Origin of the sequence: Comamonas terrae, assembly GCF_001544075.1 — a bacterium.
In the GTDB taxonomy this organism is placed as follows: Bacteria; Pseudomonadota; Gammaproteobacteria; order Burkholderiales; family Burkholderiaceae_C; genus Comamonas; species Comamonas terrae.
Genome location: NZ_BCNT01000016.1, coordinates 1 through 14,469, shown reverse-complemented (window position 1 = coordinate 14,469; position 14,469 = coordinate 1). Strand labels below are relative to the sequence as shown.

Here is a 14,469-nt window from a genome sequence, read left to right as displayed (position 1 = left end):
ACATAACATTTTGGGTGTATGCGCCTACAAGACTTGCTCCGCAATTCGAGTACATTTCTTTACACCCAAAACCGCTTAACTGTTCAGTGCTCCGCTCGCAGCCTTGTGCTGCTCCCGGGAAATGACGCTCTTCTGAACATATGCATGCCACGACAAGCAGCCACCGCATCTCACTGCATGTTTTGCAGCGAATATGGCCGCTTGCATTGCTTGTGGTGGTGCTCATGCTATCGACCAGCACCAGCATTTATCTGCTCTCCACCGTTCGTGCATTCGCGGTGGGCGAGAGCCTGTGGTCCAAGGCCCAAAAGGACGCGATCTACCATTTGTCCCGCTATATCGACAGCGCCGATCCTGACGACTGGAACGAATATCGCGCAGCCATGCGCGTACCGCAGGGCGATACCATGGCCCGCATTGCACTGGAAAGCCGGCCGGAGCAATTGGAGATAGCGCGCCAGGGCCTGCTGATGGGCCAGAACCATCCGGACGATATCAATGCCCTGATCTGGCTGCTGCGCAGCTTCCAGCACTTCGACCTGGTGCAAAAACCGGTCAGCTACTGGAGATTGGGCGACCAATACCTGGAGCAGCTCGATGCACTGGCCCAGGAGATCCAGGCCAGCCATGAACTGGGACCTGCCAGACCCGAGAGCATCAAGGCCTGGAAGCAGGAGATCGAATCCATAGACCAGGGCGTCACGCCTGCCTCCAGGGCATTCAGCGAGTCCCTGGGCCGGAGTTCGCGCTCCCTGGTGCTGCTGCTGCTGTGCCTCAACGGCCTGCTGGCTGCGACGCTGATCGGCCTGTGGTGCTGGAACACGCTGCGCCTGATGCGCCAGAAGCAGCAGGTCCAGTGGGTGCTGCAGGCAGAGCAGGACCGGGCCGAAGTGACCCTGGCGGCGCTGGCCGATGCCGTGATCACCATCGACGGCAATGGCCGGATCAACTACCTCAACCCCGTGGCCATGGGCCTGCTGGGCGTGGACAAGGCCGACATTCTCGGCCGCCCCCTCCCGCAGGCGCTGCAGTTCCATACGCTCGATGAAGGCTTCAAGAGCGAGCATCTGCTCAAGCTGCTGCAAAAAGGCGAGACCACCATGCGCGATGGGCAGACCCGCTGGCTGCGCCGCGGCAACCATGACATGCAGCCGGTCAAGGTCATGGGTTCCAGCATCGTGCATGAGGGCGAAGTGACCGGTGCGGTCATCGTGCTCCACGATGTCTCGCGCGAACAGAAATACATGGAACAGCTGTCGTGGAATTCCCGCCATGACACGCTGACCGGACTGGAGAACCGTGGGGAATTCGAACGCCACTTGCAGCAGCTGCTGAACCAGGGCCTGCATCAGCTCAAGGCCTGCACCCTGCTCTATATCGACCTGGACCAGTTCAAGCTGGTCAATGAAACCTGCAGCCATGCCGCCGGCGACGAGATACTCAGTGCCGTCGCGCGGCTGCTGCAGCACAATGTGCGCGGCTCCGATGAACTCGCGCGCCTGGGAGGCGATGAGTTCGGCGTGCTGCTGATCAACTGCCCTCCCCATGTGGCGCAGGCCATTGCGGAAAAGCTGCGCCTGGCCGCGCAGGCCCTGCAGGTGCAATGGGGCGACAAGGTGCTGCGCACCGGCTTCAGCATCGGCATGGTGCATATCACGAGCGAAGCCCGCAGTGCGGCCGATCTGCTGCGCATGGCCGATGTGACCTGCTACAAGGCCAAGGAACGCGGGCGCAACAGGATCTACGCCTACTCCCCGGAAGACCATGCCTACAGCCGCCATGTCAGCGAAATGGAGTGGGTGACGCGCATCCACGAGGCGATCGATGCCGATCGCTTCTGCCTCTATGCACAGAGCATCGCTCCGCTGCAAAGCGGCCACGCAACCGGCATGCACTTCGAGGTCCTGCTGCGTCTGCGTGACGAACAGGGCCAGCTCATCGGCCCAGGCGCCTTCATCCCTGCGGCGGAACGCTACGGCATCATGCCCAAGCTGGACCGCTGGGTCATCACCAGGACTTTCCAGACCCTGGCCCGGCGCCCTGCGCATTCGTGCGCCGTGGACACCTGTGCCATCAATCTGTCCGGCCCCAGCCTGGACGACGAGGATCTGCAGGAATTCCTGCAGACCCAGATACGCCTATATGGCATTGCGCCCCAGATGCTGTGCTTCGAGATCACCGAAACCAGCGCCATTGCCAATCTCTCCAACGCCACGCGACTGATCCAGTCCATGCGCGCCCTGGGCTGCCGTTTTGCCCTGGATGACTTTGGCGTCGGCATGTCGTCGCTGACCTATCTCAAGCAGCTGCCCGTAGATCACCTGAAGATCGACGGCGGATTCGTGCACGACATGCTCAAGGACCCCAGCAGCCATGCGATGGTGGAGATGATCAACCGCATCGCCCATATCCTGGGCAAGCAGACCGTGGCCGAGTTCGTGGAGAGCCGGGAGATTGCGCTCGCGCTCAGGGACATAGGCGTGGATTACGGCCAGGGCTATGCGATTGCACGCCCTGTGCCGATGGATGACGAGTTCTTCACGGTCGCCGCCAAGAACCGGCTGCCGCAATGGTGCGGCGCAATGGCGATGAGCTGAACCCGGCCTCTGCAACAGGGCCAGCAGGCTGCAGGTCAGCGCGGCTTGCGCGAGGACGGCCCCTGGGGCTTGGCCGACTTGAAACCCGACTTGCCGGCCCCCTTGGCGCCGCTCCTGATTCCGGCGCGCGGCGGCAGGCCCGTATGCTGGGTCAGCAGCTTGCCGGGCTGAGGCTGGGTACTGCGAAAACGCACGTCTCCCTGGGGCTCCAGGCCGCCTTCGTCCTGCGAACGGCGGCGCACCGCCACGGCCTTGCCGTCCTTGTTGACCGTATAGCCCACGCCTGCGGCACCGCCCTTGGCCGAGGTGCTGTTCTTCTTGCGCGCACTCTGGTAGCTGCCGTCCACCAGGGGCTGGAAGGTCGGAATCAGGTGGTGCTTGCCGTTGCCGATCAGGTCGGCCCGGCCCATGGCCTTGAGCGCCTCGCGCAGCACGGGCCAGTTATTCGGGTCGTGGTAGCGCAGGAAGGCCTTGTGCAGGCGGCGGCGCTTTTCGCCGCGCACGATGTCCACCGACTCCTCATCCGCATCGCGCATCTGGCGCCGCACCTTGGTGAGCGTGTTGCGCCCGCTGTGGTACATGGCCGTGGCGGTGGCCATGGGGCTGGGGTAGAAGGTCTGCACCTGGTCGGCGCGGAAGCCGTTCTTCTTGAGCCAGATGGCGAGGTTCATCATGTCCTCGTCGCTGGTGCCCGGGTGGGCGGCGATGAAGTACGGGATCAGGTACTGCTTCTTGCCCGCCTCCTCGCTGAACTTCTCGAACAGCTGCTTGAAGCGGTCGTAGCTGCCGATGCCGGGCTTCATCATCTTGGACAGCGGGCCGGCCTCGGTGTGCTCGGGCGCGATCTTCAGGTAGCCGCCCACGTGGTGCTGCACCAGCTCCTTCACGTACTCGGGCGACTTCACGGCCAGGTCATAGCGCAGGCCCGAGCCGATCAGGATCTTCTTGATGCCGGGCAGCTTGCGCGCGCGGCGGTAGATCTTGATCAGCGGGCCGTGGTCGGTGTGCAGGTTCTGGCAGATGCCGGGGAAGACGCAGCTGGGCTTGCGGCAGGCCGCCTCGATCTCTGGGCTCTTGCAGCCCAGGCGGTACATGTTGGCCGTGGGGCCGCCCAGGTCGGAGATGGTGCCGGTGAAGCCCTTGACCTTGTCGCGGATGTCCTCGACCTCCTGGATGATCGAGTCCTCGGAGCGGCTCTGGATGATGCGGCCCTCGTGCTCGGTGATGGAGCAGAAGGTGCAGCCGCCGAAGCAGCCGCGCATGATGTTGACCGAGGTGCGGATCATCTCCCAGGCCGGGATCTTGGTCGCGCCGTCATGGCTGCCGTTCTCGTCGGCGTAGCTCGGGTGCGGGCTGCGCGCATAAGGCAGGCCGAAGACCCAGTCCATCTCGGCCGTGGTCAGCGGGATGGGCGGCGGGTTCAGCCACACGTCGCGCGCTATTGAGCCCTCGCCGTGCGCCTGCACCAGCGCGCGGGCGTTGCCGGGGTTGGTCTCCAGGTGCAGCACGCGGTTGGCATGGGCGTACAGGATGGGATCACTCTTGACCTGCTCGTAGCTGGGCAGGCGGATCACGGTCCGGTCGCGCGGGGGCTGCTTGCCCTTGGCGCGCAGCGACAGATTGGGCACGAACCGGATGGGTTGCACATCGCTCACCGAAGTGCCGCCCTGCGGCGACATTCCCTTTTCCTGGCCTTCTTCCTTGGAGCAGACCTGGCCCTGGGCCTCGGCCTGCTCGCTGGTGGTCATGTAGGGGTTGATGTGGGGCTCGACCACGCCGGGCTCGTCCACCGTGGTCGAATCGACCTCGAACCAGCCCTCTTCCGAGGCGCGGCGGATGAAGGCCGTGCCGCGCACGTCGGTGATGTGCTCCACCGGCTCGCGCGCCGCGATGCGGTGCGCCACCTCGACCAGGGCCCGCTCGGCATTGCCGTAGAGCAGGATGTCGCATTTGCTGTCCACCACGATGGAGCGGCGCACCTTGTCGCTCCAGTAGTCGTAGTGGGCGATGCGGCGCAGGCTGCCCTCGATGCCGCCGAGCACGATGGGCACGTCCTTGTAGGCCTCGCGGCAGCGCTGGCTGTAGACTATGGCCGCGCGGTCGGGCCGCTTGCCTCCCACGTCGCCGGGGGTGTAGGCGTCGTCCGAGCGGATCTTGCGGTCGGCCGTGTAGCGGTTGATCATCGAGTCCATGTTGCCCGCCGTCACCCCCCAGAACAGGTTGGGCCTGCCCAGGGCCTTGAAGGCCTCGGCGCTCTGCCAGTCGGGCTGGGCGATGATGCCCACGCGAAAGCCCTGGGCCTCCAGCACGCGGCCGATCACCGACATGCCGAAGCTCGGGTGGTCCACATAGGCATCGCCCGTCACCAAGACGATGTCGCAGCTGTCCCAGCCAAGCTGTTCCATTTCCGCGCGGCTCATCGGCAGGAAAGGCGCCGGGCCAAAGCGCTTGGCCCAGTACGGGCGGTAGCTGGTCAAAGGCTTGGCATCGCGGTGGAAAAAGGAAACGTCGACGGGGGCGTTCATGTGGAATGGGCTCTGCGGCCAGTGCGGGAAAGAACCTGACAGTGTACTTTTCAAGCTGCGGCCTTGCACGGGCAAGGTCTTGCAAACCGTGCTGCACAACTCCGTAATTCATAGCATCCAGCGCCAGCCATCCAACGATTTTCCAGCTCTTTATTCCTGAATCCATTGCGGGTCAGGCGTAGACAGCTTCCGCTTGCATAGCAATCCATGCGGGGCATGGATCGATGGCGGCTTCAATTCCATGCAGTCCGACCACCGGGGCTTTCGCTGGGATAATCGCGGCCATTCATGATCAGCCTTAAAAACATCACCCTGCGCCGCGGCACGCGCGTGCTGCTGGACAGTGCCTCCGTCACCATCAATCCCGGCGAAAAGCTCGGCCTCGTGGGCCGCAACGGCGCCGGCAAGTCCACGCTGTTCGCCCTGCTCAACGGCAGCCTCAGCGAGGACGGCGGCGAATTCTTCGTCCCGCCCCAGTGGCGCATGGCCCAGGTGGCCCAGCACATGCCCGAGACCGAGGAATCGGCCACGCAGTTCGTGCTCGAAGGCGATACCCGGCTGACCGAACTCCAGGCCAGGCTGGCTGCGGCCGAGAAGGCCGGTGACGGCATGGCCATTGCCCAGGCGCATGCGGACCTGGCCGATGCCGGCGCCCATGACGCCGTGCCGCGCGCCCAGGCGCTGATCCTGGGCCTGGGCTTCAAGGTCAGCGAGCTGGATCACCCGGTCAACAGCTTCTCGGGTGGCTGGCGCATGCGCCTGCAGCTGGCGCGCGCACTGATGTGCCCTTCGGACCTGCTGCTGCTCGACGAACCCACCAACCACCTGGACCTGGATGCCCTGGTCTGGCTGGAAGCCTGGCTCAAGCGCTATCCGGGCACGCTGCTGGTCATCAGCCATGACCGCGAATTCCTGGACGCCATCACCAACGTCACGCTGCATATAGAAAACGCCCAGCTCACGCGCTACGGCGGCAACTACAGCAAGTTCGAGGAGCTGCGCGCCCAGCAGATGGTGCTGCAGCAGGCGGCCTACGAGCGTCAGCAGGACAAGATCGCCCACCTGCAGAAGTTCATCGATCGCTTCAAGGCCAAGGCCACCAAGGCCAAGCAGGCGCAAAGCCGCGTCAAGCAGATCGAGCGCATGGAGAAAGTGGCACCCGTCCTGGCCAGCGCCGACTTCACCTTCGAGTTCAAGGAGCCGGCCAACCTCCCCAACCCCATGCTGGCCATCACCGATGCCGCCTTCGGCTATGTGGACGATGCCGGCAATGAGACCGTCATCCTGCGCGGCGTGAACCGCTCGGTGCTGGCCGGCCAGCGCATCGGCATCCTGGGCGCCAACGGCCAGGGCAAGTCCACGCTGGTCAAGACCATTGCGCGTGAAATGAAGGCCCTGGCCGGCAAGGTCACCGAGGGCAAGGGCCTGAACATCGGCTACTTTGCCCAGCAGGAGCTGGACGTGCTTCGCCCGGGCGAGAATCCGCTCGAGCACATGGTCCGCCTGGCCAGGGACACCGGCGCCGAAGGCAATTCGGCGCGCGAACAGGATCTGCGCAACTACCTCGGCACGTTCAATTTCAGCGGCGACATGGTCAAGCAGGCCGTGGGCAGCATGAGCGGCGGTGAAAAAGCCCGCCTGGTGCTGGCCATGATCGTCTGGCAGCGCCCCAACCTGCTGCTGCTCGACGAGCCGACCAACCACCTGGACCTGGCGACGCGCGAAGCCCTGGCCATGGCACTCAACGACTTCGACGGCACCGTCATGCTGGTCAGCCACGACCGGCACCTGCTGCGCGCCGTCTGCGAGGACTTCTGGCTCGTGGGCCGCGGCCAGGTCGGCCCCTTCGATGGCGACCTGGACGATTACCAGCGCTACCTGCTCGAGGAATCCCGCCGCCTGCGCGAGGAAGCCAAGCTGGCGGACCAGAACAGCAGCACTGCCGAACAAGCTGCGGTGGCCCCAACGGTGCCGGCGCAGGCCCCAGCGGCAGCCGCCGATCCGCGCGAGGCCCGGCGCCTGGCCGCCCAGGCCCGCCAGCAGCTGGCCGAGAAGACCAAGCCGTTCAAGAAAGAGCTGGAGCAGATCGACAGGCGCCTGCCCCAGCTGCAGGCCGAGCGCAGCGAACTGGAAGAGAAGCTGAGCCAGCCCATGGCGCCGGCCGAGATCGCCGAGGCCGGCAAGCGCCTCAAGAGCTGCAACGACGAAATCGACCAGCTCGAGGAGCGCTGGCTGGAACTAAGCGAGCAGATCGATGCCATCGCCGAAGCCATGGGCAGCCCTGGCTGAACATGAAGGCTGGGACGTCGGCCTGGCATTGCGCCAGCCGGCGCACTTTGGCATTGCCTCGTTGACGCCCCCGGCAGGGGCCTGGGCAAGCAAGCGTAACAGATCGACCTGAACCAGAAAAATGGCTGCAACGCTTGCTCAGAAAGCGCCTGCCGCTATGCTTTTTTCTTATTCTTACGCCTAGCTGACGAACAGCAGGGCAAATGCTTGCATTTTCTTGCCTTTGGGTGTGGAGCGCGGGTCAACCCTGAACCCCTGCTTCGCGTTGAACACGCAAAGGAGTGATCTGCTATGACCAAGCCCGTTTTTGACACCGCCAAAGCCCTGCAATCCGCAGCCGCTATGGAGGCGCAGATGGTATGGCCGTGGGATGACCGCGACCGCAAGCGCGCCCCGATGCACACCGGTGCCACCGCTTGAGCCAGTCAAAAAACTGGATAAAAGAACAGCAAAATTTTTTTAAAAAGCTGTCAACGAGCTGAACCGCTGCCTCGTTATACAGAGCAAACAGGAGAGATTCCCCATGCAAACCACGATCATCATGTCCATCTGGCCCGAAGACGAACGCGATCGCAAGCGCTGAGCAGCGCTTTGCCAGGTGTGTCCTGGCGAGAGGCCAAGCTGCCTGACGGCAGCCCCTGGACGACAAAACTGGATGCAGCAGCCAGCTTTGCAAACCGAAGTTTCTTGCTGCGCCGCCGGCTCACCGACCAGGGCGGCATTCAGGCCAGACCCACAAACCCGCCCCATGGCGGGTTTTGTGCTTTGTGGCATACCGCTTTCGGATGGCAAAAAGGGGCACAAGGCCCCTTTTTGCATGGCGCCATCCACCAATCAATGCATGTGAAGGCCGCCATTGACCGAGAATTCGGCTCCGGTGGAATAGCCGCCCTCTTCCGAAGCCAGCCACGAGATGATGGAAGCGATCTCGCTGGGCTCACCCAGGCGCTTGACGGGCACGGTGCCCACGATCTTCTCCAGCACGTCGGGACGAATGGCCTTGACCATGTCGGTGCCGATGTAGCCAGGGCTGACGGTATTCACGGTCACACCCTTGGTGGCCAGCTCCTGGGCCAGAGCCATGGTAAAACCGTGCATGCCGGCCTTGGCCGCCGAATAGTTCGTCTGGCCCGCCTGTCCCTTGGCACCATTGACCGAGCTGATGTTGACGATGCGCCCCCAGCCCTTCTCGACCATGTCCGCCACCACCTGCTTGGTGACGTTGAACATGGAGTTCAGATTGGTCTCGATCACCGCGCGCCAATCTTCGGGCGACATCTTGACGAACATGCGGTCGCGCGTGATGCCGGCATTGTTCACCAGCACATCGATGCTCCCGTGCTCCGCCTTGGCTTTCTCGAAAGCCTCCACAGTGGATTCCCAGTCGCCGACGTTGCCAACTGACGCATAAAAAGTGAAGCCCAGCGCCTTTTGCTCGTCCAGCCACTTCTGGAAATCACGCGAAGGGCCACAACCCGCGATCACCTTGAAGCCATCCTTGTGCAAGCGCTGGCAGACGGCGGTACCAATGCCGCCCATGCCTCCTGTGACGTACGCTACTTTCTGTCCCATTTTGCTCTCCTCATCTACTCTTCAAAGGCGTCAATCACATGTGTGTCAACTGACGAATCCAGTATGCATTGCGTAATGCGGGGAAACTATCCCAGCAGGCAGCTGGTGCCTACTGATCTTCCCTAGGAGCGGGCACAAGCCATCCGGCCGCGTGAATCCACAGCTTCGCCATGCGGCGAAACCGGATGCACAGCCATTGAGCAGAGGACGATTGGACATGCCTGACCAGATCGCCACCTGCCTTTTGCCGTTTGATTTGTGCAGACCACCCCTGGAGAAACAGCGATGATCCGCAGCGCCTTCGCCGGACGGATCTATGCGTTAAACACAGCCGCCAGCCAAGACGCCACCGGTCATCAGCAAGCCTCTACGGCCAGCGCGACACCCATGCCGCCGCCGATGCAAAGGCCGGCCAGGCCCTTCTTGGCGCCGCTGCGCTGCATTTCATGCAGCAGCGTCACCAGAATGCGGCAACCGGATGCGCCGATGGGATGGCCGATGGCAATGGCGCCGCCATTGACGTTGACCTTCTTGGTATCGATGCCCAGCTCCTGGTTCACGGCGCAGGCCTGCGCGGCAAAAGCCTCGTTGAGCTCGAACAGGTCCACGTCGGACGCCTTCCAGCCGGCACGGTCCAGCGCCTTGCGCGCCGCATACACCGGGCCCAGGCCCATGACCTTGGGGTCCAGGCCGCTGGTCGCGTAGGAAACGATCTTGGCCAGGGGCTTGAGGCCCAGCTCCTTGGCCTTGGCCGCGCTCATCACCACCACGGCGGCAGCACCGTCGTTCAGGCCCGAAGCGTTGCCGGCGGTCACGGAGCCGGCCTTGTCGAAAGCAGGCTTGAGGCCGGCCAGCGCGTCGGCATTCGTCTTGCGGTTGATGTATTCGTCGGTATCGAAGACCACGGGATCGCCCTTGCGCTGGGGGATGCTCACGGGAACGATTTCGTCCTTGAACTTGCCGGCATCCTGGGCCGCAGCGGCCTTTTGCTGGCTGGCCAGCGCCAGAGCGTCCTGCTGCTCCCGGCTGACGCTCTTTTCCTTGGCCACATTCTCGGCAGTGATGCCCATGTGGTACTGGTTGTAGACGTCCCAGAGACCGTCGACGATCATGGTGTCGACCAGCTTCCAGTCCCCCATGCGCTGGCCGTCGCGCGAGTTGGGCAGGGCATGCGGCGCAAGGCTCATGTTCTCCTGACCGCCGGCCACCACGATTTCGCTGTCGCCCGTGGCCACGGCCTGGGCAGCCAGCATCACGGCCTTGAGGCCGGAGCCGCATACCGCATTGATGGTCAACGCCGGCGTTTCCTTGGCAATGCCTGCGGCCATCATGGCCTGGCGGGCCGGATTCTGGCCGGAAGCAGCTGTGAGCACCTGTCCCATGATGACTTCACCCACCTGATCCTTGCCCACTTTGGCTCGCGCCAAAGCTTCGTTGATCACGATGGCACCTAGCTGTGTGGCAGGAACCTTGGCGAGAGCGCCCCCAAATTTGCCTACCGCCGTTCGAACGGCCGAAACGATAACAATGTCTTCCATGCTCACGAACCTTCCTAGGTCTCTCTAGTTCACCAACTCACTGAAAACCGGGCGCCAGCCTCTGCGAGCAGGGGCTTCGCCCTCCCAGAGCGACCATGATCGTCACGGCCGCTGCAAACCTTTTCAAGTCCTGGCGGGCTCAGGCCTTGACCTGCACATAGCGGCCCGGTGCGGGCTCGATGGCTTCGTATGCACCGGGCTTGCCATAGCGCTTGGGCGCGGCAACCTGCTTGCCGGCGTGGGATGCCAGCCAGTGGCTCCAGTCCGTCCACCAACTGCCCGGCTGCTCGCTGGCTCCGGCCAGCCAATCGCTCAACGCTGCGGGGAACTGGCCGTCCTCGCGCAGCCAATGGCTGCGCTTCTTGTGCACCGGCGGGTTGATCACGCCGGCAATATGGCCCGAGGCGCCCATCACAAAGCGCAGTTCGCCGCCCAGCACCTGGGCGGACGCATAGGCCCCGCCGATGGGCACGATGTGGTCGTCGCGCGACCCGTACAGATAGGCCGGCACCCTGACCTTGCGCATATCGATCTTTTCGCCGCACACGGTCAGCGCCCCGGGCTGCACCAGCTTGTTTTCCAGGTACAGATTGCGCAGGTACCACGCGTAATAGGGGCCCGGCAGATTGGTCGAATCGCTGTTCCAGTACAACAGATCGAAAGGCGGCGGGGTTTCACCCTTCAGATAATTGCCCACCACATAGTTCCAGACCAGGTCGTTGGGACGCAGGAAGCTGAAGGTGGAAGCCATGTCCTGCCCCTTCATCAAGCCGCCCTGCCCCATCTGCATCTCGCGGAAGCGCACCACCGATTCGTCGATGAACACGTCGAGCACGCCGGTATCGCTGAAATCGATGAAAGTGGTCAGCAGCGTGAGGCTGGCCACGGGAAAGACGGGCTGGGCTGCTGAGGCGGCAGCCTTGGCCACCGCCGTCCTGCCGTTGCCTCTGGTGCCGGGCTTGGCGGCCGGCGCCTCGCCCTGCAGGCGCTCCTGGCGGGCCGCCAGCACGCCCAGGGCAGTGGACAGCATGGTGCCTCCCACGCAAAAGCCCAGCACATTGATCTGCGGCGCATCGCAGATGTCCTGGACCTTGCGGATGGCGGTGATCACGCCCTCCTCGATGTAGTCGTCCCAGGTCTTGTGGGCCAGGCTTTCGTCCGGATTGCGCCAGCTCACCACAAAGGTATGGTTGCCCTGCTCCACCGCATAGCGGATCAGCGAGTTGGCCGGCTGCAGGTCCAGGATGTAGAACTTGTTGATGCAGGGCGGCACCATGAGGAAAGGTTTTTCATACACCTTGGCCGTCAGCGGCTTGTATTCGATGAGCTGGAACAGCTCGTTCTCGAACACGACCGCGCCCTCGGTGGTGGCCACGTTCTTGCCGACGGTGAACAGGCTCTCGTCGGTCATGGAGACATGGCCCTGGCGCATGTCGGCCAGCAGATTGGCTATGCCCTGGGCCAAGCTCTCGCCCTTGGTTTCGATGGCCTTTTTCTGCACATCCACATTCAGCGCCAGGAAGTTGCTCGGCGCCATGGCGGCCACCCATTGCTCGATGGCAAAACGCACGCGGTTGCGCGTCTTTTCATCTCCCTGGACGGCATCCGCAAGACCCATGAGCATGCGGCTGTTCACCAGATAGGTCGCTGCCGTTGCGGCAGCCACGGGGTTGCCGGACCAGTCGGGCGTATTGAAGCGCTTGTCCTTGGACAGGCGCTTTTGCACCTTGTCCGTGTCGCCCAGCGCCTGGACGTCCTCGAGATAGTCAGCCTGCAGGCTTTGCAGCTTCTCGGGGTCGAACTGTACGGCTGGAGCGATCTTTTGTGCGCCTTCGACAAAAGCCGCGATCATCGCTTGCCAGGGATCCGGAACGCCTGCCGCCGGCGCACCGGGAAAGCCGGTCAGTCCCGGCATCGCGGACAGCCCTGTCGTGCCGATTTGCTGCAGGGACTGCAGGCTGCGGCTCCACTGTTCACTCCAGAATTGCTGAAGAGACTGGCCAGTCTGGCCCTTGAATGGGTCAAAATTCATGCTTACATCCTGTGGGAGCAAGAACCAACCTCTTGATGGGGTTTGCGGGCTTGCGGAATCTGCAATACGGCTGACGCAACGCCATTGTCACCCAGGAGTCAGCAACTTTTGACAAAAAATGTCGCCGAAATCACTCGTGAAGCTGTTTTAACCCAGATATTGTGGGGTGCGGCTACGGCAAAATCTTGATTGACACGCCATGTATCTTGTAGCCATCGCCTGGTTGTATGTCACCGTCATGATGGCGGTGGCCGAGGCCGCCGCTCCCGGCGGCAGCTGGCTGGGCGCCTTCTTCACCTTCGCACTGTACGGCGTGCTGCCGCTGTCCATCGTGCTCTACATTCTGGGCACGCCCGGACGCAAGCGCAGACTGCGTGCGATCCGGCAGGCACAGGCGCTGCATGGTGGTGCAGCGCCTGAAGCTGCCTCAGTCCCCGTCGCGCCAGATGCAGGCAGCCAGGCGGCCGCTGCTGCCGAGCCGCCCGGCATCGCGCCGGTGCGAGAAAAACCGTGACTCGTTGCGCACCGTACACCAGGGCGCGCTGCCGTCGTTGCCGTAGATAGACGCGATTCCCATGGCCTGCAGGCGCTGGCGCGCCAGCTGCGGCAGATTGGCCAGATATTTGCGTGGTTTGCCTTCGCCGGAAAGCACATCGAAAAACTGCGCAGCTTCCGCGTCATGGGCTACGAAAGCTGCACGGACTTCCTCCCCCACCTCGAAAGACTCGGGTCCTATGCAGGGCCCCAACCATGCCATGGTCTGGCCGGCGATACCGGCGGACAGCCGCGGCAAAGCTTCCTTATCGATAGCCGACTGCGCAGCAACCGCCTGCACTTTGCGGCAAAAAGCCTCGAACAGCGACTCCAGCACACCCTGGGGCAGCGGCCCTGCGCCGGCATCGCGCCCGGGCGGCATGCCAGCCAGCCCGCGCCAGCCCGCATGCGCCGCACCCACCACCTTGCCGCTGCGATGCGCGAGCAATACCGGCAGGCAGTCGGCCACCATGATGGTGCAGACCACGCCGGCATCGCTGGTCACGCAGGCGTCGTAGCATGCGCCGTTGGCCGTCCCCACATTGCCGGCATCCAGGTCCAGCACGTCGGTGCCGTGCACCTGCTGCAGAAAGGCCTGGCAGGCACCGGGCGTGCAGTCCGCAATCCACTGCGAAAGCCGCCGCCGGTTCTCGCGCACATGGGCGGGCTCGTCGCCTACATGGTCACCCAGATTCAGGCTGCCCCAGGGCGCCTCGCTTACACCGCCCGCGCGCAGCGTGCATGCGGCATGCACGCCTTCGGGCACCGGCCACTCGGGGACCAGCCAGGGGGCATTTAACTCCATGCGCTGCGCCATCATTGCGCGTCCGGACAGGCCGACGGATGGGCGCTTTGGAACGCAGGCATGGCGTTGCAGCGCTCCACCACCTCCATCAGCCGCGGCAGGCCGTCGAGATTGACGGCAAAGCGCTGGGCGTTGAAAACCTGGGGAACCAGACAGCACTCGGCCATGCCGGGCACGTCGCCCCAGCAGAAAACCGACGGAGGCAGGCCGCCGGCCTTGCGTTCCGCATCGAGCAGCGCCAGCTGGCGCTCGAAGGCTTCCAGGCCCGAACGCGCCCAGTGGGCATACCAGCCGGTCTTGGCCTCGTCCGACACCTTGAGTTCGTGCACCAGGTACTTGAGCACACGCAGATTGTTGAGCGGGTGGATCTCGCAAGCCACCATCTGCGCCAGCGCCCGCACATGGGCCCGCCCCAAGGCATCCGCCGGCAGCAGAGGATGGGCGGCATGCGTTTCGTCCAGGTATTCCATGATGGCCATGGATTGGGTAAGCCAGTGGCCGTCGTCGGTCTCCAGGCTGGGCACCAGCGCGTCGCCGACATGCGAGGCATAGGCCGGGGCCTTGTGCTCGCCGCGCA

The 14,469-nt window shown here is 63.7% G+C and carries 10 protein-coding genes; 4 read left to right on the top strand and 6 right to left on the bottom strand.

From position 1 onward, the window contains the following. Positions 1-224 precede the first annotated feature (224 nt). Positions 225-2,597 carry an EAL domain-containing protein gene (locus Cte04_RS17620; RefSeq protein WP_245633425.1) on the top strand — a complete coding sequence of 791 codons (2,373 nt, stop codon included), beginning with the start codon at positions 225-227 and terminating at the stop codon, positions 2,595-2,597. A 35-nt stretch (positions 2,598-2,632) separates the two neighbouring features. Here the strand turns inward: Cte04_RS17620 and Cte04_RS17615 are convergent, their stop codons facing one another. Then, positions 2,633-5,122 carry a YgiQ family radical SAM protein gene (locus tag Cte04_RS17615; protein ID WP_066481423.1) on the bottom strand — a complete coding sequence of 830 codons (2,490 nt, stop codon included), beginning with the start codon at positions 5,120-5,122 and terminating at the stop codon, positions 2,633-2,635. 288 nt (positions 5,123-5,410) lie between these two features. On the opposite strand from Cte04_RS17615, the gene abc-f reads away from it, so the two are divergent. Both abc-f and Cte04_RS22175 read left to right on the top strand, forming a co-directional pair. Beyond that, positions 5,411-7,411: a ribosomal protection-like ABC-F family protein gene (gene abc-f / locus Cte04_RS17610; protein WP_066481421.1), complete on the top strand. Its 2,001-nt coding sequence runs from the start codon at positions 5,411-5,413 to the stop codon at positions 7,409-7,411. Between the two features lie 291 nt (positions 7,412-7,702). After that, the gene (locus Cte04_RS22175; RefSeq protein WP_281178786.1) at positions 7,703-7,831 is read left to right on the top strand and encodes a hypothetical protein; all 129 of its coding nucleotides are present in this window, start codon (positions 7,703-7,705) and stop codon (positions 7,829-7,831) included. Between the two features lie 414 nt (positions 7,832-8,245). Here the strand turns inward: Cte04_RS22175 and phbB are convergent, their stop codons facing one another. From phbB to Cte04_RS17595, 3 genes are all read right to left on the bottom strand, one after another. Beyond that, positions 8,246-8,983, bottom strand: coding sequence for an acetoacetyl-CoA reductase (gene phbB / locus Cte04_RS17605; protein ID WP_066481420.1), 738 nt, complete (start codon positions 8,981-8,983; stop codon positions 8,246-8,248). Positions 8,984-9,339: 356 nt separating this feature from the next. Further along, positions 9,340-10,521 carry an acetyl-CoA C-acetyltransferase gene (locus Cte04_RS17600; protein ID WP_066481417.1) on the bottom strand — a complete coding sequence of 394 codons (1,182 nt, stop codon included), beginning with the start codon at positions 10,519-10,521 and terminating at the stop codon, positions 9,340-9,342. 139 nt (positions 10,522-10,660) lie between these two features. Continuing rightward, positions 10,661-12,553 (bottom strand): PHA/PHB synthase family protein, encoded by a 1,893-nt coding sequence (locus Cte04_RS17595; RefSeq protein ID WP_066481413.1) that lies wholly within the window; start codon positions 12,551-12,553, stop codon positions 10,661-10,663. 199 nt (positions 12,554-12,752) lie between these two features. On the opposite strand from Cte04_RS17595, the gene Cte04_RS17590 reads away from it, so the two are divergent. Then, positions 12,753-13,067, top strand: coding sequence for a hypothetical protein (locus Cte04_RS17590; protein WP_066481412.1), 315 nt, complete (start codon positions 12,753-12,755; stop codon positions 13,065-13,067). Here the strand turns inward: Cte04_RS17590 and Cte04_RS17585 are convergent. Next, entirely contained in the window at positions 12,981-13,892 is a 912-nt protein-coding gene (locus Cte04_RS17585; protein WP_245633424.1) for a purine nucleoside phosphorylase YfiH/LACC1 family protein, read from the bottom strand. The genes Cte04_RS17590 and Cte04_RS17585 overlap by 87 nt on opposite strands. Positions 13,893-13,903: 11 nt before the next feature. After that, the coding region (gene maiA / locus Cte04_RS17580; protein ID WP_066481406.1) for a maleylacetoacetate isomerase at positions 13,904-14,469 on the bottom strand (566 nt) is incomplete at its 5' end.